Below are 20,408 nucleotides of genomic sequence, written 5' to 3' on the forward strand. Positions count from 1 at the left end.
CCCGAGCGATGACCGAGAACGCCTCCTCCGGCCCTACCGATCACGGCGTCTCCCGCCTCGTCGACTTCGAGCAGCGCGTCGACATCCGAATGTCCCTGTCACCGCTGCGTCGGGGCCGCGGCGATCCCACCTACGAGTCCACGCCGGACGGTGCCGTGTGGCGGACGTCGCGCATGATTTCCGGCCCGGTCACGTACCGATTGGTGCAGGCCTCACCGAGCAGCGTCATGGTGCGCGCCTGGGGGCCCGGTGCCGACGAACTGCTCGACGCTGTGCCGGCTCTCCTCGGCCGGGACGACGACCCCTCGAGCTTCGCTCCCGAGCATCCGATTCTGCGCGAGGCACACAGACAACTTCCGCACCTACGCCTCGGCCGGACCGGGCTGGTGCTCGAGGCCCTGATACCGGCGATCATCGAGCAACGCGTACACGGCATTTCGGCGTTCGGCTCGTGGCGGTACCTGGTGAGCAAGTTCGGCGACCCCGCACCGGGCCCGACCCCGAAGACGATGTTCGTGTTTCCCACGGCCGACGTGTGGCGACGCATCCCGTCCTGGGACTACCACCGCGCCAACGTCGACCCGGCCCGGTCGAAGACCATCGTCCGTGCCGCGCGCGCAGCCGGACGGCTGGAGGAGGCGTCGAACATGACGCCCGAGGATGCGCAACGCAGGCTGCGCGCGATCCCGGGTGTCGGCATCTGGACCGCGGCCGAGACCGCTCAGCGCGCCCTGGGGGATCCCGACGCGTTGTCGGTGGGCGACTACCACCTGGCCGCGGTGGTGGGGTGGTCACTGTTGGGTAGACCGATCGACGACGCGGAGATGGTCGAGTATCTGCAGCCCTTGGCACCACATCGACATCGCGCAATTCGGCTCCTGTATCTCAGCGGCAAGGCGACCAAGCCGAAATTCGGGCCACGGACCGCGCTGGTGGACCACACCTGGCACTGATCCCGGTCTACTCGTACAGTCGAGTTGTTCGCCGACCTAAGGAGTAGTTCGTGGTTGCTATCGGCACGTCCGATCTGGACATCTTTCCGCTTGCACTCGGCGGGAACACCTTCGGCTGGACCAGCGACGAGGACACGTCCTTCGACATCCTGGACGCGTTCACCGCAGGAGGTGGCAATTTCGTCGACACGGCCGATTCGTACTCTGCCTTCGCCGACGGCAACTCCGGCGGCGAATCCGAAACGATCATCGGCAAGTGGATGACGGCCCGCGGCAACCGCGACGACGTCGTTCTCGCGACCAAGGTCAGCCAGCATCCCGAGTTCCGCGGTCTGGCACCCGACAACATTCGGGCCGCAGCCGACGCCTCCCTGGCCAGGCTGCAGACCGATCACATCGACGTCTACTACGCGCACTACGACGACGACACGACGCCGTTGGTCGAGTCCCTGGCCGCGTTCGACGACTTGGTCCGGGCAGGCAAAGTTCGGCACGTCGCCATCTCGAACTACTCCCCCGCGCGGGTCCGCGAGTGGCTGGGCCTGGCGAAAGACAACGGTTTTGCGGCACCGATCGCACTGCAACCGCACTACAACCTCGTTGCCCGTCGCGACTACGAGGGCGAACTGCAAGCCCTCGCCGTCGACAACGGCCTCGGGGTGTTTCCGTATTTCTCCCTCGCCGCCGGCTTCCTGACGGGTAAGTACCGCACCCGGGAGGATCTGGCCGGTACCCAGCGCGAGCGACTGACAACGGGCTACTTCTCCGACGCAGGCCTGGCTGTGGTGCAGGGCCTGCAGGAGATCGCCGACTCCCGCTCGGCCGAGTTGTCGAGTGTGGCTCTCGCCTGGTTGCTCGCTCGACCGGGCATCACCGCACCGATCGCGAGCGCGAGCTCGCTCGCTCAGGTACCGGCTCTGCTCGACGCGCCGACACTGCGTCTGACCAGCCACGAGGTGGATACACTCACCGGACTGTCCGACGCGGTGGCATAGGACACGAAAGTTGTAGTCAGCAACGGGAACAGAATCCGCTCCTACGCTGCTGACCTTCGGGTGGCCCCAGCATCGAACACATCCGTAACCAGCGCGCAGGTGACCGACACGCGCGAGAGCAGCACGTCGGCTCCCACAACCGAGCCGACGTCACGCGAGCGCCTCCGGGTGATCCTCGTACTCGGCGCGCTCATCGCCCTCGGTCCACTGACCATCGACATGTACCTGCCGGCGCTTCCTGCCATCGCCGAGGATCTGAACACCCCGTCGTCTGCAGTGCAGCTCACGCTCGCGGGTACGTTGGTCGGCCTCGCGCTCGGCCAGCTGGTCATCGGGCCGCTGTCCGACATCGTCGGCCGACGACTCCCCCTCATCGTGGGCACCGGAGTGCACATCCTGGCGTCGCTCGCCTGCATCGTTGCTCCCAGCATCGCCGTACTCGGCGGCCTGCGTGTGATTCAGGGCCTCGGTGCCGCAGCTGCTGCCGTGGTCGCCATGGCCATCGTCCGAGATCTGTTCAGCGGGCGCGCCGCCGCGACGGTCCTGTCTCGCCTGATGCTCGTCATGGGCGTCGCTCCGGTGCTGGCACCGTCGCTCGGCGGTGCGGTACTTCTCGTCGGTTCCTGGCGGCTCGTGTTCGCCGCGTTGGCGATCATGGGCGTGGCGTTGATGACGCTGGCAATCGTGTCGCTGCGCGAGTCCCTGCCGCCCGAGCGTCGTCGGGCCAGTGGCGTCATGCCCGTTCTGCGGACCTACCGATCGCTGCTGCGTGACACGCAGTTCGTCGTCCTCGTCATGGTCGCTGCCCTGGCCATGTCGGCGCTCTTCGCGTACGTCGCCGGTTCGTCGTTCGTCCTGCAGGAGGAGTTCGGCCTCGACGAGCAGCAATTCGCCATCGTTTTCGCGGCCGGTGCGATCTCTCTGATCGGCGCATCCCAGCTCAACGTCCTGCTGTTGGGACGCTTCGCACCGGTGCAGATCGTCCTGTCGGCGCTGTCCTTCGGCGTCGTCGCCGGCGCGGTCATGGTCGTCCTGGCGGTCACCGAGGTCGGCGGAATGGCTGGGTTCGTCGTCCCGCTGTGGTTCGTACTCGGGGCCGTCGGGTTCGTCATGCCCAACGCGCCCGCGCTGGCGCTGTCCCGCCACGGGGAAGCGGCAGGCGGCGCAGCTGCACTACTCGGTGCCGCGCAGTTCGGGCTCGGGGCGATCGTCGCACCGATCGTCGGTGCACTGGGCAACGACGCGATCGCCGTCTCGACGACGATGGTCGCCACCTCGGCGGCAGCGCTGATCGCACTCGGGTCGGTGACCGTCCTGTCCGCACGTCGGTGACCTCACTCGCGTCATCGTGTGGGCCATGGCGGTCACCCCACTAGGGTGACCGCCATGGCCGAACGCGAGCGCGACCCGCAGGGCAAGCCCCTCAACGCCCGGCCGCGCGACGGCCTCGGCCGCCCGCTGGCCCGCGGCGGTACCGGAACACCCCGGGTTCCCGACGATCTCCGTCTTCCACCGGACGCCGCCCTCACCGAAGCGCAGCGATTCCTGGACGCACGTATGCCGTTTCACGCCCACGAGGTACTCGAGGGCACGTGGAAGAGCTGCGTCCCGGACGAACGCGAGCTGTGGCAGGGCCTCGCGCAACTGGCCGTCGGATTGACGCACCTGATGCGAGGAAACCGCGTAGGTGCCGCTTCGTTGCTCCGCCAAGGACACGACCGCCTGATCGGTTACGAGGTCGAGCCCCCGCACCGGATCGACGTGACGGGTCTGCTCGGCTGGTCCGAGGACCTGCTCGAGGACCTGGAGACGGGAACGCTACCGAGCTCACCAGGCGTTCCCGCACTGCGCCGGGCGGTGGAATCGGGATCCGACGGGGGCGTCCTGGCACACCGGCCGGACTCGAGCTAGCCTGGGGGAATTAGGTAAGGCTAGGACAATCTTCACCGGAAGTGGGGTTCCTCGGCGTGACCGTGTTCGCACCGCTGAAACTCGCCCATCGCGAGACGATCAGCCCAGCTCAGCTCGGACGTACCTTCTGCACCGAGGTCGCCGAACAGGTTCCCTATTGGGTCGCTGTCCTGACCCCGGCCGAACGTCCGCTGCAGGTCACGCCGTCTCCGCTCCGTGAGCGCACCACGGTCACGCTGCCCGCTCCCGCGAACACCCACCGGCTCGACGCTCGGCTGCTCGCCGCGCTCGGATCTGCGGTGTCCACGTGGCAGCGAGACAACCGCCGCGGCTCGTCGTCGGGCGTCCTGGTCGATATCGACGTCGACGACACCGGATTCGTCCATCCCGTCCGGCTCCCCGCCGTTCCGGTCGACGCCCTCACCGAATCCGCCCGCGCCTCGTACCTCGTCGACGACGTCTGCAGACGGCTGGACTCGGCACCTCACGGTGGCCGCGACTACCCGCTGACCCGCAACTACCCGGCGCTGGCCTGCCGCCCGGGAGCGCAGATTCTGTTCCGCCGCGGCGTATCCGAAGCCGACGCCGGCCATGACGAGTACGCCATCGACATCGCGATCGGCGAGACGGAATCAGGGCTGGTGTCGGCCCGAATCACCTGGTCTACCGGCATCGAGGGAATGGACGAACTGGTCCGACTGTGGGCTGCAGCGACCACCGAGCTGACGGCAGCGCCCTCGTAACCGCCGGATTTCGCTACAGGCTTTTCAGCAGCCTCACGTCGTCGTCGATTCCCTCGGCCGGAGTTTCGAGGATCACCGGTGCATCGGCGGCGAGCGCGACGGCCGTCAGAATGTCCGCGTCGATGGTTCCGGTGCCCAGGTTCGCGTGCCGGTCGCGGGCAGAGTCGAACTCGTCGCGTGAATTGTTCAGATGCACCAGGTCGATTCGTCCGGTGATCGCCTTGATGCGATCGACCACGTCGATCAGGTCTTCGCCGCCGGCCCACGCATGGCAGGTGTCGAGACAGAAACCGGCACCGAACTCCCCGATGGCGTCCCACAACCGCGCGATGTCGTCGAAGCGCCTCGCCATCGCCGAGTCACCGCCGGCAGTGTTCTCGACGAAGATCGGTACGCCGAAACCACCCTGCTCGGCCTGACGCTCGAACAGCTTGCGCCAGTTGTCGATTCCCTTGGCGGTGTCCTCGCCCTCCCGGACGTGACCGCCGTGCACCACCAAACCGATGGCACCGATCTCGGCAGCTGCTGCGGCCTGTTCGACGACCGCCTTGCGGGACGGGATTCGGATGCGATTGTTCAGGCTCGCCACGTTCAGAACATAGGACGAGTGCACCACCACATCGACGTCTCCGGTCAACAGAGCCTCACCTTGGGGGTGCGGGGTGAGCTTGTTCCACTTCTGCGGATCCGTCAGAAACATCTGGACCAGGTCGACGCCGAGCGTCTCGGCCGTGCCCAGAGGGTCGCTGCTGTCGCGGACATGTGCTCCGATGCGCATGACGCCCATCATAGGGGTCGAGTTCAGGGTCTCCCCTGATAGCGACCGGGCCCGAACACTGAAACACTGGCACCCATGAGCGACATTGCCGCACGTGCGGTCGACGTATCGAAGGTCTACGGTTCTGGCGACACCCAGGTGCACGCACTGTCCGGGGTGAACGTCGAGTTCGCCCGCGGAGAATTCACCGCCATCATGGGCCCGTCCGGCTCGGGCAAATCCACACTGATGCATTGCCTGGCCGGGTTGGACACCGCGTCCTCGGGCACGGTCACGATCGGTGACACCGAGCTGACGGCTCTGTCCGACAAGGAGATGACCGGGTTACGAAGGGACCGAATCGGTTTCGTGTTCCAGGCCTTCAATTTGGTGCCCACCCTGACCGCGCTCGAGAACATCACTCTGCCGCTCGACATCGCCGGACGCACCCCGGATCAGGGCTGGCTCGATACCGTCGTCGACCGACTGGGACTGCGCGACCGCCTGGGCCATCGCCCGAGCGAACTCTCGGGTGGGCAGCAACAGCGCGTGGCGTGCGCTCGTGCACTGGCCGGTCGACCCGACATCGTGTTCGGCGACGAGCCGACGGGCAACCTGGACTCTCGTTCGTCCGGTGAGGTGCTGTCGATTCTGCGCACGGCCGCAGACGAATTCGATCAGACCGTCGTCATCGTCACCCACGACCCACGAGCGGCCAGTTACGCCGACCGCGTCGTGTTCCTGGCCGACGGAGCTGTCATCGATCAACTGGCGTCGCCCACCGCCGACGCCGTCCTCGAGCGCATGAAGAAGCTGGAAACGGTCCACTGATGTCGCACTCGGTCGCCAAGAAATCGAATCCCGACAAGGCCCCGACGCGGGCCGCGTCGGGCAACCCCATGCGCAAGGTGTCGCTGCGAAACCTTGCCGCCCACAAGGTTCGGCTGGCACTGACAGTTCTGTCCGTCGTACTCGGAACCGCTTTCGTCGCAGGCTCGTTCGTCTTCACCGACACGCTGCAGCGCACGTTCTCGTCACTGTTCGCCGACACCGCACAGGGAGCCGACGTTCGAGTCGCCCCCGAGGATGCGCGATCGAGCGGAGTACCCAACGAGGACATCGCCGCCATCTCGGCGCTTCCCGGCGTGCGTGCCGTCTCCCCGTACGTGGGAGGACAACTCGTTCTGCTGGGTAAAGACGGTGCCGCAGTGCAATCCGGCGGTGCACCGACGATCGGCGAGTCCTACCTGCCGGACGAGCAGCGGCTCGGCGATCCGGCGACATTCGTCTCCGGCTCGGCCCCTACCGCGCCCGGCCAGGTCGCGATCAACGCCGGCGGTGCCGATCGAGCGGGCCTGAAGGTGGGCGACGCGACCCAGGTACTCGTGCCGTCCAAGGGGACCACCGACATCACGATCTCCGGAATCTATTCCACTGCAACAGAATCCGGTGGTTTCATCGGGATTCAGTTTGTGCAGAGCCAGGCGAACGAGTTGTTCACCGACGGTGCGCACGTGCAGTACATCGACGTCGCGGGCAACGATCTCGCCGCACAGGGCAAGACGCAGAGCGACCTCAGGGACGAGATCGCCGCCGCGTTCCCGGATCTGAAAGTGCAGACCGCTGCCGACGTCCAGGCCGAAACCAAGGCCGAGGTCGAGTCGGCACTGTCGTTCATCACGTACTTCCTGCTCGCGTTCGGTGCCATTGCACTGCTCGTCGGCACGTTCATCATCTACAACACGTTCTCGATGATCGTCGCTCAGCGGGTACGCGAACTGGCGCTGCTTCGCGCCATCGGAGCCAGCCGTGGGCAGGTCAGTCGCTCGGTCGTACTCGAAGCGGTCGTCGTCGGCGTCATCGGAAGTGTGCTGGGGTTCGCCGGCGGCGTCGGACTGGCGTACGGATTGCGCGCTCTGCTCAATGCCTTCGACCTCGGGTTGCCGTCGGGCCCTCTCGCCCTCGAACCACGCACCGTCGTCGTCGCTTTCGCGGTGGGCATCATCGTCACCGTCCTCAGCGCCTACGCACCGGCGCGGCGAGCAGCCAAGATTCCACCGGTGGCCGCAATGCGCGAGGAGTTCGCGTCCGCCGGCGACACCCTGCGAACCCGGACGTTCGTCGGCGTCGGACTGGGTATTGCCGGAGCGGCAGCGATAGTCATCGGCGCTCAGTCGACCGGCGGCGCTGCCGCAGCAACCGTCGGCGTCGGCGCGGTGGCGGCGATCGTGGCCACGGCCCTGGCCGCACCGTCGTTGTCACGGCCCGTCGTGGGAGCCCTGGGGGCCGTCCTCACCCGGCCGTTCGGTGCCATCGGTCGCTTGGCCAGAACCAACTCGGTGCGCAATCCGCGCCGCACGGCAGCCACCGCATTCGCGTTGATGCTCGGCCTCATGCTCGTCACCGTCATCGGGGTACTCGGGTCGACGGCGAAGGCGAGTGTCGATTCGCTCGTCGACACCGGCGTCGAAGCCGACTACATCCTGTCCGGTCCACAGTCGATCGGTGTGCCGGCCGGAGCAACGGCAGCCGCACAACAGGTCCGCGGGGTGGAACGCACCGCTGTGCTGCATCCGGTGTTCGTCACGATCGCCGGAGAAGAAGAATTCGGCGCTGCCATCGACGGCTCCCCGGAAGGACTGCTCGACCTGTCCATGGTTCGGGGCACCGCAGACCTCGAGAGCAACGGCTTCTCGGTGTCCGAGACCGAGGCGTCCACCAAGGGCTGGGACATCGGCACCCAGGTCGTGTTCGACTCCGTCGACGGAGCTTCGGTTCCCGTCACCGTCACCGGTGTGTTCACCGACAACCCACTGATCGGCAGTTGGATCGTCTCGGGCGACATCTACGAGAAGGTCACGCCGTCCATCACTCGGTCGGATCTGCTGGTCCTCGTCAAAGCCGCGCCCGGAACCGATCTCGGTACGCTGCGCACCGACCTCGAGGCTGCGACCAAACCGTCCGTGGTGGTGCAGGTACAGGACGTCGAAGAGTTCAAGGGCAGCCAAGGCCAGCAGATCGACACACTGCTCGCGGTGCTGTACGGACTGCTCGCCCTGGCCGTGGTCATCGCGGTGCTGGGCATCGTCAACACCCTCGCCCTGTCGGTCGTCGAACGTCGACGCGAGATCGGCATGCTCAGGGCGATAGGAATGCAGCGACCGCAGGTGCGGCGCATCATCTACCTCGAGTCGCTGCTCATCGCCCTGTTCGGTGCCATCGTCGGCGTCGCCCTCGGCATCGCCTTCGGGTGGGGCTTCGTCCAGACCTTGCGCGACGAGGGCCTGGGTGCCATGACGGTGCCCTGGGGGCAGGTCGTCGCGATGCTTCTCGGGTCCGCGGTGGTCGGAGTGCTGGCTGCTCTGTGGCCTGCCGTTCGGGCCGCGCGCACCAAACCACTGGAGGCGATAGCCGACCTCTGATCAGGGTCGCCCCGACACCGGGCATTTCGTAACGACACCCGTTCGTTACGAAATGTCCGGTTTTCGGCTTGCGCGGAAAGACGGCCCGCGTCTACTTTAGGGGTGGTAAAACAGTCTTCAAGTAGGTTTGTGTACCGCAAACGAACCTTTACCTCGCGGGGCGGGCTCGTGCAAGGAGAATCATGACGATTCAGGACGCGTACGCGCCGACCCGATCTGTGCCGCCGGTATCCGTGTCGAGCCGAGCTGCGGCGACGGGACCTGTGCCGACACGATCCGCGCTCGCCCCGCTGTGTCGTCCCGACGGCCGCGACACGCTGATGGCGCGCTACCGCGAGGTAGCCCACGCGATGCCGGACGCAGCCGCGTTGCACGCGGCGGGTACGTCACTGACCTTCGACGAGCTGCTGCATCGCGTGTACTCGCAGGCGCGCAAGATCGCTGCCCTGCGCCCGTCCGATCATCGCCCCCTCGCCGTCGAGGCGGATGCGTCGGTCGACTCGATCGTGCTGATGCTGGCCGTCATCGCTGCAGGCCATCCATTGGTTCCGCTGGATCCGCAACTACCCCACGAGCGCCGCGACCGCATCGTCGAACAGGCCAAGGCCTCGATCCTCGATTCGGCGACCGTCGACGCAGCGGTCGATTCCTGCGTACCGCTGCCGACGGTCTCGGGCGGCCACACCGCGGTGATCAACTACACGTCCGGATCGACCGGTACGCCCAAAGGCGTCGTGCTCAGTCATCGCATGTGCCTGACCAAGGCGTACGAGGTGTCGACCGCGCTGGGGTTGGGCACCCACGATCGCGTCGGCGATGCCCTTCCCGTCAGTTTCGGCGCGGGCCTGAACACTCTGATCGCCGGGCTGCTCAGCGGTGCCACCGTTCATTGCCGTGACCCTCGATCCGGCACGGTCGGCAGCATCGCAGAGTGGGTATCGGACCACTCGCTGACCACGTTGCACTGCTCGTCGTCGCTGCTGCGCGCCGTCGCGGGCCAGGTCACCGTACCCACGCTGCGCGTCGTCACCACCTACGGAGAATCACTGCACGCCGACGACGCGCGCCGCTTCCGCCTGGCTTCCGACAACCGCGCCACACTCGTCAATTGGTACGCGACCACCGAGGCCGGGGCCGTCGCGTTCAGCGAGTACCCCCTCGACCGTGCGTTACCGTCCGGCTTTCTGCCCGCGGGCACTCCCGTCGCAGGAAAGCTCGTCGAGGTCGTTGCTGCCGATGGCTCCCCGTGCGAACCCGACGTCATCGGCGAGGTGCGGGTCACGTCGGCGTGCCTGGCCGACGGCTATCTCGAGGATGTCGGCGTGGACTCGGAGAAATTCGCTGCCCTCGGCGACGGCCTGTTCCGCTACCGCACCGGCGACCTGGGCCGGTTCGATCAGGACGGAACATTGCAGCTCGCCGGGCGCATCGACGACGCAGTCAAGGTACGCGGCTACCTCGTCGAACCGGCCGAGGTGGAGGCAGCACTGCGCGCGCTGCCGAACATCGACGATGCCGTGGTGATCGGCAGGAGATCCGGCGCCGATACCGACCTCGTCGCGTACATCTGCTCCGACCGGGCCGTCCGGGCGAGCCAGGCCGACATCAGGGCCGCCCTGCGCCGAACCCTGCCGGAATGGATGGTGCCCACCCACATCGTTGCGCTCGACGCCATGCCCCGCAACGAACGCGGCAAGATCGACCGCCGAGCACTGCCCGAGCCGTCCGACCGACGCGTCGAACGCACCGCGGTCGGCCCCACCGAATACATCGTCGCGGAGGCCGCTCGCACTGCACTCGGACTGGACGCCATCGGGCGGGACGAGGATTTCCTCGAACTCGGTGGCAACTCTCTGACCATGACGGCGATGCTCGCCCACTTGCGCGAGAACCTGAAGATCGAACTCGATCCGCAGGACGTGTTCGCGTCGACCACCGTGCGAACGCTGGCGACCACCGTCGACGCTCGGCTTCGCGACGCCGCCGCCGCACGTCGGCGCTCGTCCGGTCTCCACGACGTTCTGGTCCCGCTGCGCCCCGGGGGTACCGGAGCTCCGATCTTCCTGATCGGTGGTGCCGGCGTGGGCGCGATGGCGTTTCTCGATCTGGTCAAGCACCTCGACGCCGACCGTCCCGTCTATGCCCTGCAGGCACACGGCCGAGGCACACGCGGGCGACCGGACCGGACAATCAGAGCCACTGCGGCACGGTATGTCGACGCGATCCGCACGGTGGCCCCCGACGGCCCGTTCCATCTTGTCGGCCACTCGCTCGGCGGCTGGATCGCCATCGCGATGGCAGAGAAGATCAGAGATTCCGGCGTCGGTACCCCGCATCTGCTACTTCTCGACACCCGGCTGTTCCGTCATCTCCTGGACCGGCTTCCCGGGGGTACGTCTGTCCCGGCAGCGCCGCCCGCACCGACCAGAGAAGACGCCGGGTTCCATCTGGGCCGTGCCGGTACGGCCGCGCTGTGGCTGCGTATGCAATTCGCTGGGCTGCTGCGGTATCCGACGACCATGGAATGGTTGGTGTTCGCCAGCATCGGGTACGTGGCGTTGAACAAGCATGTGCCGACTCCGTGGTCGGGGTCGATGACTGTGGTTCGCACCACCGAGAACGTCAAGGACCTCCGGTCGTGGCGAGCAGTCGCTCACGGCGAGCTGACATTCGTCGATATCACCGGCCACCACGCGAACATGTTGCGCGGACCGATCGCGAAGGAACTGGCCGACATCATCGACGACACCGTCGACAACGCGCGCTGACTGGGAATATCGACCGCGACGGCCTGTCGCGGTGGCGGCACAGCTTGTACGTTTGTGCCGGACGGCTAATCAGCCGAGCCACCGGCCCGAACCGAGACAGGGAGGTCGACCATGAGCGCATCGTACGAACTGCAGTCGGTGGAACTACACAAGGACGTCTTGCGGTACGTCGATATCGGCGACGGGCCGCCCGTGATTCTCGTCCACGGGCTGCTCGGATCGCACAAGTCCTGGGGCCCGCAGATCGAGCGACTGTCGGACCGGTATCGGGTGATCGCACCCGACCTGTTCGGGCACGGTGACTCCGACAAACCGTCCGGCGACTATTCGCTCAGTTCGCACGCGGCCACCATCCGCGACCTGATGGAGTACCTGAACATCGACTCGGCACCACTGGTCGGCCACTCGCTCGGCGGCGGCATCGTCATGCAGATGACGTACCTCTTTCCCGAACGGGTCGATCGCCTCGTGCTGGTCAGCAGCGGCGGGCTCGGCCCGGAGGTGAGCCTGCTACTCAAGGCCGCGACGCTACCCGGCAGCGAACTGGTGCTTCCGATGTTGGCCTCGGATTGGTTCCGCAGGAACACCGAAGGTGTGCTGGCTCGACTGGGCAAGTGGGGGGTTCCGGTAGAGCCCGGCCCCAGCATGGCCGAGACGTGGCGCTCGTTCCGATCGGTCGCAGACCGGTCGACGCGGGAGGCATTTCTGGCGTCGACGCGGGCCGTCGTGGGTCCTCGCGGCCAAACCGTCAGTGCCAAGCAGCATTTCGAGAAGTTCGAGTCCATTCCCTCGCTGCTGATCTGGGGCGGCAAGGACCGCATGATTCCCGCCAAGCATGCGGACAACATCCGACGCGAGGTACCCAACAGTCGCGTCGAGATATTTCCCGACGCCGGCCACTTCCCGCAGCTCGACGAGCCGGACTTCTTCTTCCGGCTACTGGACGAGTTCCTGGCCGCCAACCACACCGACTCGAGCGACGCGGACACCGGCGCGCCGACGGAGATCACCCCGGCAGCCATGCCGCTGCAGCGCCCGTGAGCGTCATCCCGATGTTCCCGCTCGGCAGCGTGTTGCTGCCGGGCGAACGTCTCCCGTTGCACATCTTCGAGCCGCGATACCAGGCACTGGTACAGGACTGTCTGAAGATGGACGATCCCCGTTTCGGCGTCGTTCTCATTGCCCGGGGGCACGAAGCAGGCGGCGGCGACGTCCGACACGATGTGGCGACGATCGCCCACATCATCGGTCACGAGGCCATCGGAGACGGCAGGTATCTGCTCGAATGCGTCGGAGGCGAACGGATCCGCATCGACGCGTGGCTCCCGGACGACCCCTACCCACTGGCCGACGTTCGCGCATGGCCCGACGCAGACGTCGATGCCGTCATCGCCGACACGCAATTCGCCGCCACCTGGGCCAAGGTCGAGGATCTGTACGAGCTGATCGGTCGGCTCGAATCCTCCGGGGACATCGTGACGCCGGGCGTTCCGGATTTTCTGAGCCTCCCGATTTCGGCCGCCGAGAAGATCTGGTCACTGGCCTCGTTGATCCCGATGGGCCAGTCCGACCGACTCGACATCCTGTCGGCACCGGACGCCCCGTCGCGCTTGGAGGCACTCGACGACGCGATCGAAAACGTCACGGCCGTCGTGCAATTCAGACTTCAGCCCTGACCGGAGCCAATCCGGCGAACCCAGAAAAGAAATCAGGCCCGGCACCATCGGTGCCGGACCTGATCTTCGTAGTAGCGGGGACAGGATTTGAACCTGCGACCTCTGGGTTATGAGCCCAGCGAGCTACCGAGCTGCTCCACCCCGCGTCGGGTGATACCCACGGTACATGCCGTCGTGGCAGACTCCCAATCGCCAGGTCAACGCTCTACGGTTCTTTCATGCCCACCGAGTCGTCACCCGTCCTGTCTTTTCCACACCAGGCGGTCGCACAGATCACGCTGAGCAACCCTCCGGTGAACGCCTTGACCCAGCCTGCGACGCGACGTCTGCGGGCGATGCTTCGCGAGCTGGCCGACAACTCCTCCGTCCGGGCCGTCGTGCTCACCGGCGACCGGGTGTTCAGTGCCGGTTCGGACATCTCCGAAATGCCCGCGATGAAGGCGGCAGGCGACGTCCTCGAACGCAAGAGCAATGTCGAGAACGCGACCCTCGAATTACTGGCCGACCTACCGCTCCCGACGGTCGCTGCGATCGACGGGTTCGCCCTGGGCGGTGGGCTCGAGATGGCGCTGTGCTGCGATCTCGTGGTTGCCGACGCGGGTGCCCGCCTCGGCTTGCCCGAGATCGATCTGGGGCTCGTCCCCAGCAGTGGCGGGACCATGCGTGCGTTGCGGCGGGTGGGTCAGTCGCGCGCAGCCGAACTGGTGTTGCTCGGCGAGCCCATCTCTGCCGAGACAGCTCTGGAATGGGGTCTGATCAACAGGGTGGCTCCACGCGGTGGGTCGTTGTCGATGGCACTGGACCTGGCACACCTGCTGGCCGCGAAGTCCCGCTCGGCCGTGCACGCGAACAAGCGAGCTCTCGCGCTCACATTCGGCCAGTCACCGCACGAACCGGCACGACGCGCACTGCCGGTGTTCGAGGAAGCCTTCGAGTCGGCCGACGGCCGAGAGGGCGTACGGGCCTTCCTCGCCAAGGAATCACCGAACTTTCGATAGCCGGGCCCGCGCGAGAAGTGCTGCACCGGTGACGATCTCCCATCCGATGATGGTGTAGACGGAAATCCGCTCGAACGCTCCACCGCCGAGGATGCCGGTATCGGCGAGAAACAATGCGAAACCGGCCAGCCCCGCGACACCGGCGACGGCGCTGGCCGCCGTGTACCACCGAGGTGCGCCGACGCGTCCGCCGTACCGGCCTGCAGCCAGGAGCACCAGGTTTCCACCGATGATCGCCATACCCGCGCCCGCTGCATGGGGAGTCGATGCTCCGTCGACCGACGCATGCGCGAGCCCGACGACGATGCTGCCGACGCCGTGCACGACCGACGTGCCCAGCACGATCCAGCGCGCTCGACCCTCGAACAACACCGACAATCCGAGGCCGGCAAGAACGAACAGCGTGCCGTCGACCACAAAGCCGGTGTTCATCACCGGGTGCCACGGTGAGATGTCCGGAATCCCGAGGTCACTGATGTTGTTGCGCGCGTAGCTGTACGGTCGGTCGGTCCAGCCCAGCGCCGAAACCGCTTCGGCAGCGAGGTAGGTACACCCACCGACGACGAACGCCGCGGCGGCCAGAACTGTCGATCGCTTCACCACTGCAGTATTCACTGCCCGATACCCGATGGGTCATTCTGCAGGCTCCACTCCCGGCGACCCCGATGCACCGGGCTTGTACCGATTGGTACAGTACCGCCTCATGAGCGATCGCCACGACGTGGTGCCGATACTCGCAGGAGTGTTCCGCGACCACGGGTTCGACGGGTCGTCCCTCGCGGTCATCAGCAGATGCACCGGACTCGGCAAAGGCAGTCTCTACCACTACTTTCCGCGGGGAAAGCAGGAAATGGCCGAGGCAGTCCTAGACGACGTCGAGCTGTGGTTCCACCACAACGTCTTCGAGCCGCTACGACACGGAGACGACGCGGCGTCGACGACCCACGACATGTTTCAGCAGACCGCCCGCTATTTTCGGTCCAATCGCCTGGTGTGCCTGTTCGGCGCGTTCACGCTCGGGCTCGAGCGTGCCACCTTCTCCAGCCGTGTCGCCGCGCATTTCTCCCAGTGGATCGAGGCACTCACTCCGGTGTTGCAGCGGCTCGGACACGGCGACGCGGCGGCCGAACTGGCCGAAGAGATCGTCGCCGGGATCCAGGGGGCGTTGGTGCTGGCGAGGGCTTTCGACGATGCCACACGATTCGACCGGGTGCTGGCCCGACTCGAAGCCTCGGCCGCACGCGTGTCGGCGGGAGTGCACGCATGACACCTGACGACACGACGCCGAAGCCGGCACCCGAGCTGAAGACCTTCGGGATACGAGAGTTGTTGCGACTGATCGTGATCGGATCGGTGCTGACGTACTTTCAGTTCATCGCCATCGGCCGCTGGGTTCGTGCGCCGCGGCGCGGCTGGCCGGTTCACGCCTCCAAGGCCGTCGTCGACGCGTTCTTCGTGCTCGGCCCCACCTTCGTCAAGGTGGGGCAACTGATGGGTTCGTCGCCCGGACTGTTTCCCAAGGTCCTCGCCGACACCTGTCTGCGATGTCTGGACGAGGTGCCGCCGTTTCCCGGGGCGCAGGCCCGCGCGGTGATCGAGGCAGACCTGGGCCGGAGCGTCGACGAGTTGTTCTCCTCGTTCGACGACGTACCTCTCTCGTCGGCGTCGGTCGCCCAGGTACACCTGTGCGTGCGCCGCGACGACGGCCGCGAAGTGGTCATGAAGGTGCAGCGGCGAGGCATCTACCACCGCATGAAGATCGACCTGCGAATCGCGTATCTCATTGCGCGCGGTCTCGAGAAGTTCATTCCGTTCTTCGCCACGGCCAACGCGTCGGCCATCATCGTCGACCTGCACGCCGCGACGTTCGCAGAACTCGACAGCGCAGTGGAAGCCAAGCGCCAGCACAGCTTTCGCAGTGCAATCGGGGCATTCGGCGACAACAAGCACGTCACCGCACCCGAGGTGTTTCTCGACTACTGCGGTGGACGCGTGATCTGCATGGAACGCATGCACGGCTCTCCGCTGGACCGGTACCGGCCCGGTGAGCAATCGGAGCTGATCGTCCGCCGTGCCGCCAAGGTCTGGATGGAGGCCCTGGTACTGCACGGCCTGTTCCACGGCGACGTGCACGCGGGAAACGTCTGGGTGCTCGACGACGGCAGAGTGGCTTTTCTGGACTTCGGCGTCATGGGCGAGGTGGACGAGCAGTGGCGCGCGTTGTTGCTCGACCTCTTCCACGCCACGGTGATCGACGGCGACTTCACCCGCCTCGCCGGTACCGTCAAACGTCTGGGAATCGTTGCCCCGCAGATGGGTTCGGACGCCGAAGTCGGCGCGATTCTGCAGTCGGTGTTCGCGCCGATGCTCTCGGCCACCCTCGCCCACTTCAGCCTGGCGGACTTCATCCGGGCGTTGGTCGGCATGGGCAAGCAGTACAAGACGTCGAGTCCCGAGGAACTGATCCTGGTGGCCAAGCAGCTCGGCTACTTCGAGAGGTATGCCATCGAACTCGCACCGAACTGGGCGTTGGGCACCGACCCGTTCGTGTTCAAGAACGTCTTTCCCGCCGAGATCGCGGCGCTTTCCGAGGCACGGGGCATCGAGCTGCCGGAGTGATCCGGCAGCCCGCGCACCCGATCACAGACTGAAGTCGAGTACCACTTTGCCTGCTGCCGTTCGGTTTTCGAGCGAGGCGATCGCTGCTGCCGCGTCGGAGACGGGGAAGACGGACGGCTCGGGAGCCACGAGCGAACCGTCCGCGAGCAGCGGCTCGATCTCGGCCCACTGAGTGGCCAGGTAGCCCGGGCGCGTCATCCACCATGCACCCCAGCCGACGCCGACGACATCGACGTTGTTCAGCAGCAAACGGTTGACCTTGACGGTCGGGATCTCGCCACCGGTGAAGCCCAACACCAGAATTCGGCCCGACGGCGCGAGCGAACGGATGCTGTCGGTGAACCGGTCACCGCCCACCGGATCGACGACCACGTCGACGCCACGGCCGCCGGTCAGCTCCTTGACCGCGTCCTTCCAGCCGTCGACCAGTACGACGTCGGTGGCTCCGGCGGCTCGCGCGATGTCTGCCTTTGCTTCCGAGCTCACCACTGCGATCACCCGTGCTGCCCCGAGCACCGGAGCCATTCGCAGAGCGGAGGTTCCGATCCCGCCCGCCGCGCCGTGCACCAACACCGTCTCGCCCTGCGCCAAGCGGCCGCGCTCGCGCAACGCGAAATGCACCGTCAGATCGTTGAACAGCAAGCCAGCGCCCGCAGTGAGCGGCACGGACTCGGGCAACGCGAACACCGTGTCGGGCGAGACGACGGCGACCTCTGCCATACCGTCGCTGAGCCCCGTCAACGCTGCCACGCGGTCTCCGGCCGAGAAGCCGGAATCCGCCGGAGCCGACCGCACGATGCCGGCGATCTCGCTGCCCGGAACGAACGGCAACTCGGGCTTGTACTGGTACAGCCCACGGGTGAGCAACGCGTCGGGAAACGCGACGCCCGCGGCCCTGACCTCGATGACCACCGACCCATCACGCGCGGTGGGTTCGTCGATATCGGCAACGGTCACCGAATCGGGTCCGTCGAGACTGGAGATCTGTACCGCGCGCATGAAGTGTCCTCTCGGTCGGGATCGTTCCCTGCCTGCCACGGTACAAAACTGCTGTACTCACCGCCGCTACCGGCATCCACTCCTGGTGATGTGCTCCAATCGAGGGGTGAACACCACTCCCCTCACCGTCGTCTCGCCCGACGGCACCGCCCGCGGCGGCGTCATCGTCATCCAAGAAGCCTTCGGGGTCACCGACCACATCGTCGACGTCTGCAATCGGGTCGCGGCCGCAGGCTGGGTAGCCGTGGCTCCGCATCTGTTCCACCGGCAGGAGGGTGTGAGCGTGCTCGACTACTCGGACATGGATTCCGCCATGGCGGCCATCGGGAAACTCGAGGCGGACGAGGTGGACTCCGACGTGGACGCGGCGGCGAGTGCGCTGGCCGAACTGGGGTTCGAGCCCTCGTCCATCGCGATCGTCGGTTTCTGTATGGGCGGGACCGTGGCCTTCCATACCGCGGTTCGACGGCAACTCGGTGCGGCCGCCACGTTCTACGGTGGCGGAATCACGAAGGGCCGCTTCGGTTATCCCGCGATGGCCTCGGTGGGCGACGCCCTCCAGACACCGTGGCACGGCTTCTTCGGAGATCTGGACGAGGGCATTCCGTTCCAGGACGTCGAGACACTGCGGGAGATCACCGCCACGGCACCGGTCGGCACCGAGATCACCCGATACCCCCACGGCAAGCACGGCTTTCACTGCGACGACCGCCCTGCCGTGTTCGATGCCGCAGCCGCAGGCGACGCGTGGACCAAGACCCTCGAGTGGTTCGACGCGCATGTCGCACGCTGAGCACCCTCGCTCCGACGCCGAACTGGCGGAGGAGACCGAACGCATCGTCGCGTTCTGGACCGAGCTCGCGCTGCCCGGCCTGTTCGACGTCCACACGCACTTCATGCCGAAGAACGTGATGGACAAGGTATGGAGTTACTTCGACAGCGCAGGCCCGCTGACGGGCAGCGTCTGGCCCATCTCGTACCGCTTCGCCGAAGACCGACGGCTGCAGGTGATTCGAGGGTTCGGCGTGCGGCGATTCACGTCGATGATCTACCCGCACAAACCTGCGATGGCGGCCTGGCTGAACTCCTGGGGTGCCGACTTCGCGGCTCGCACCCCCGATTGCCTGCAGACTGCGACGTTCTATCCCGAGGACGGAGCCACGCAGTACGTCGAGCAGGCGGTGACGAACGGAACCCGAATCTTCAAGTCGCACATTCAGGTCGGGAACTACTCGCCCAACGACCCGCTGCTCGACGGCGTCTGGGGCACCATTTCGGATGCGCAGATTCCGGTGGTCATCCACTGCGGCTCCGGACCGGCACCCGGCTCGTATACCGGCCCCGAGCCGATCGCCGCTCTGCTGCAGCGGTTTCCGACGCTACCGCTGATCGTCGCGCACATGGGCATGCCCGAGTACGTCGACTTTCTCGATCTGGCCGATCGATACGAGAACGTACGTCTGGACACCACCATGGCCTTCACGGATTTCTCCGAAGCCGCTGCGCCGTTTCCCCGGCACGAGATGCCGCGCCTGCTGGACCTCCAGGATCGCATTCTGTTCGGGAGCGACTTCCCGAATATCCCGTACCCCTACCTGGACGCGCTGCAGGCGGTGAGCCGTCTCGGACTCGGTGACGAGTGGGTCCGCGCCGTGTGCTGGAGCAACGGCACGGCCCTGTTCGGCTGAGTCCCGTTCGCGGGTCTCAGCCCACCCAGAATTCGGCGATACGCTCGGCGATGGCGGTGCCCTGCGCCCGGCCCGCTATTGCCGCCGCTGCGCGCACGGCGATGTCGGTGGGGTCGGGTCCGATCGCAGCCGACGAATCCGCGTCGGGAACGATCACTTCCACCTTCGAGCCGCCCTTGACCAATTTTCCCCGTTCGACCTCGAAGGGGTCGCCTTCCAGGTCGAGTGCGCCGACCTTGAGCACCAGCACCTTCTCGAAACCCACCGCCAGATCGGCGTTCTCGCTCGCACGGATACCGCCATCGACGTAGCGGTGATCGCCGATCGTCACCGGCGGCCACATGCCCGGGATCGCGCAACTCGCGGCCACGGCATCGATCAGCTCGACGCCCGATCCCCGGTCCAGTACTCGATGGCGCCCCGTCAGGGCGTCCACGGTGACGATCCGCAGATCACGGTCGGGCCACGAGTGCGTCGTCAGTCGACGGGCGATGATGGCTCGTCGTTCCCGTTCGCTGATCGTCGCTGTCGCCAGAGCTTCGGCACCGATGCGCCTGCGGGTGTCCAGCGCACTGCCGTCCGAGTTCTGGGCTGCTCGGGCCAACATGGTGACGAGCTCGTCGATGGTGGCCTCGGCGTGTGGCTCGTTGTCCTGCTTCGACTCGTCCGCCTGACGCTCGAAGAACTCCGACACCGGGGTGCCGCTCGAGATCTGAGCGGCCACCGAAGAACCGGCCGACGTTCCGAGCAACATCTCGGCGTCGCTGACATCGGCCCCGGCCTCGGCCAGTCCCAGAAGGACGCCTGTCTGCCACGCAATGCCCGCTACACCGCCGCCGCCCAATACGAGCGCTCGTCTGGCCATGGTCGTAACCCCGT

Annotated in this window: 19 protein-coding genes and 1 tRNA gene; 15 read left to right on the plus strand and 5 right to left on the minus strand. The window is 66.4% G+C overall.

All coding sequences use genetic code 11. From position 1 onward, the window contains the following. Window positions 1–8 precede the first annotated feature (8 nt). From J1M81_RS00145 to J1M81_RS00165, 5 genes are read left to right on the plus strand one after another with little or no spacing between them, the layout of a single operon-like run. Window positions 9–953, plus strand: a complete 945-nt coding sequence (locus J1M81_RS00145) for a DNA-3-methyladenine glycosylase (protein WP_032401008.1) — start codon at window positions 9–11, stop codon at window positions 951–953. Between the two features lie 50 nt (window positions 954–1,003). Continuing rightward, window positions 1,004–1,948 carry an aldo/keto reductase gene (locus J1M81_RS00150; RefSeq protein ID WP_206497420.1) on the plus strand — a complete coding sequence of 315 codons (945 nt, stop codon included), beginning with the start codon at window positions 1,004–1,006 and terminating at the stop codon, window positions 1,946–1,948. A gap of 33 nt (window positions 1,949–1,981) precedes the next feature. After that, window positions 1,982–3,280, plus strand: coding sequence for a multidrug effflux MFS transporter (locus tag J1M81_RS00155; protein WP_374223889.1), 1,299 nt, complete (start codon window positions 1,982–1,984; stop codon window positions 3,278–3,280). Window positions 3,281–3,334: 54 nt separating this feature from the next. Beyond that, complete coding sequence (locus J1M81_RS00160; protein WP_094695932.1) at window positions 3,335–3,859, plus strand: DUF309 domain-containing protein; 525 nt, start codon at window positions 3,335–3,337, stop codon at window positions 3,857–3,859. A gap of 56 nt (window positions 3,860–3,915) precedes the next feature. Beyond that, a complete protein-coding gene (locus tag J1M81_RS00165) occupies window positions 3,916–4,602 on the plus strand; it encodes a hypothetical protein (protein WP_206497422.1) in 687 nt (228 codons plus the stop codon). A 13-nt stretch (window positions 4,603–4,615) separates the two neighbouring features. Here the strand turns inward: J1M81_RS00165 and J1M81_RS00170 are convergent, their stop codons facing one another. Then, window positions 4,616–5,380 carry a deoxyribonuclease IV gene (locus J1M81_RS00170; protein WP_027495204.1) on the minus strand — a complete coding sequence of 255 codons (765 nt, stop codon included), beginning with the start codon at window positions 5,378–5,380 and terminating at the stop codon, window positions 4,616–4,618. A 75-nt stretch (window positions 5,381–5,455) separates the two neighbouring features. On the opposite strand from J1M81_RS00170, the gene J1M81_RS00175 reads away from it, so the two are divergent. The 5 genes from J1M81_RS00175 to J1M81_RS00195 all read left to right on the plus strand — a co-directional run bounded on the left by J1M81_RS00175 (window position 5,456) and on the right by J1M81_RS00195 (window position 13,225). Beyond that, window positions 5,456–6,190 (plus strand): ABC transporter ATP-binding protein, encoded by a 735-nt coding sequence (locus tag J1M81_RS00175; protein WP_032367760.1) that lies wholly within the window; start codon window positions 5,456–5,458, stop codon window positions 6,188–6,190. A 68-nt stretch (window positions 6,191–6,258) separates the two neighbouring features. Further along, a complete protein-coding gene (locus J1M81_RS00180; RefSeq protein WP_206497454.1) occupies window positions 6,259–8,781 on the plus strand; it encodes an ABC transporter permease in 2,523 nt (840 codons plus the stop codon). Between the two features lie 182 nt (window positions 8,782–8,963). Then, window positions 8,964–11,549: an alpha/beta fold hydrolase gene (locus J1M81_RS00185; protein WP_206497423.1), complete on the plus strand. Its 2,586-nt coding sequence runs from the start codon at window positions 8,964–8,966 to the stop codon at window positions 11,547–11,549. Between the two features lie 111 nt (window positions 11,550–11,660). Beyond that, window positions 11,661–12,590 carry an alpha/beta fold hydrolase gene (locus J1M81_RS00190; protein WP_032401005.1) on the plus strand — a complete coding sequence of 310 codons (930 nt, stop codon included), beginning with the start codon at window positions 11,661–11,663 and terminating at the stop codon, window positions 12,588–12,590. After that, window positions 12,587–13,225, plus strand: coding sequence for an LON peptidase substrate-binding domain-containing protein (locus tag J1M81_RS00195; protein ID WP_206497424.1), 639 nt, complete (start codon window positions 12,587–12,589; stop codon window positions 13,223–13,225). The genes J1M81_RS00190 and J1M81_RS00195 overlap by 4 nt, the downstream gene beginning before the upstream one ends. A 72-nt stretch (window positions 13,226–13,297) precedes the next feature. On the opposite strand, the gene J1M81_RS00200 is transcribed toward J1M81_RS00195, so the two are convergent. Further along, a tRNA-Met gene (locus tag J1M81_RS00200) sits at window positions 13,298–13,371 on the minus strand. Between the two features lie 72 nt (window positions 13,372–13,443). On the opposite strand from J1M81_RS00200, the gene J1M81_RS00205 reads away from it, so the two are divergent. Continuing rightward, window positions 13,444–14,223, plus strand: a complete 780-nt coding sequence (locus J1M81_RS00205) for an enoyl-CoA hydratase/isomerase family protein (protein ID WP_206497425.1) — start codon at window positions 13,444–13,446, stop codon at window positions 14,221–14,223. Here J1M81_RS00205 and J1M81_RS00210 read toward each other — a convergent pair. Continuing rightward, the gene (locus J1M81_RS00210; RefSeq protein WP_206497426.1) at window positions 14,206–14,823 is read right to left on the minus strand and encodes a DUF998 domain-containing protein; all 618 of its coding nucleotides are present in this window, start codon (window positions 14,821–14,823) and stop codon (window positions 14,206–14,208) included. The genes J1M81_RS00205 and J1M81_RS00210 overlap by 18 nt on opposite strands. A 103-nt stretch (window positions 14,824–14,926) precedes the next feature. On the opposite strand from J1M81_RS00210, the gene J1M81_RS00215 reads away from it, so the two are divergent. Beyond that, on the plus strand, window positions 14,927–15,490 hold the full coding sequence (locus tag J1M81_RS00215) for a TetR/AcrR family transcriptional regulator (protein WP_204856737.1): 564 nt from the start codon (window positions 14,927–14,929) through the stop codon (window positions 15,488–15,490). Beyond that, window positions 15,487–16,842: an AarF/ABC1/UbiB kinase family protein gene (locus tag J1M81_RS00220; protein WP_206497427.1), complete on the plus strand. Its 1,356-nt coding sequence runs from the start codon at window positions 15,487–15,489 to the stop codon at window positions 16,840–16,842. Before J1M81_RS00215 ends, J1M81_RS00220 begins: the two co-directional genes overlap by 4 nt. Before the next feature lie 21 nt (window positions 16,843–16,863). On the opposite strand, the gene J1M81_RS00225 is transcribed toward J1M81_RS00220, so the two are convergent. After that, a complete protein-coding gene (locus tag J1M81_RS00225) occupies window positions 16,864–17,841 on the minus strand; it encodes an NADPH:quinone oxidoreductase family protein (RefSeq protein WP_206497428.1) in 978 nt (325 codons plus the stop codon). Window positions 17,842–17,947: 106 nt separating this feature from the next. On the opposite strand from J1M81_RS00225, the gene J1M81_RS00230 reads away from it, so the two are divergent. Then, window positions 17,948–18,634 (plus strand): dienelactone hydrolase family protein, encoded by a 687-nt coding sequence (locus J1M81_RS00230; protein ID WP_048318810.1) that lies wholly within the window; start codon window positions 17,948–17,950, stop codon window positions 18,632–18,634. Beyond that, window positions 18,621–19,529: an amidohydrolase family protein gene (locus J1M81_RS00235; RefSeq protein WP_206497429.1), complete on the plus strand. Its 909-nt coding sequence runs from the start codon at window positions 18,621–18,623 to the stop codon at window positions 19,527–19,529. Before J1M81_RS00230 ends, J1M81_RS00235 begins: the two co-directional genes overlap by 14 nt. 16 nt (window positions 19,530–19,545) lie before the next feature. Here J1M81_RS00235 and J1M81_RS00240 read toward each other — a convergent pair whose 3' ends face one another. Further along, complete coding sequence (locus J1M81_RS00240) at window positions 19,546–20,394, minus strand: patatin-like phospholipase family protein (protein ID WP_032407863.1); 849 nt, start codon at window positions 20,392–20,394, stop codon at window positions 19,546–19,548. Between the last annotated feature and the right edge of the window lie 14 nt (window positions 20,395–20,408).

This window comes from Rhodococcus sp. KRD175, from assembly GCF_017168275.1.
Lineage (GTDB): Bacteria > Actinomycetota > Actinomycetes > Mycobacteriales > Mycobacteriaceae > Rhodococcoides > Rhodococcoides fascians.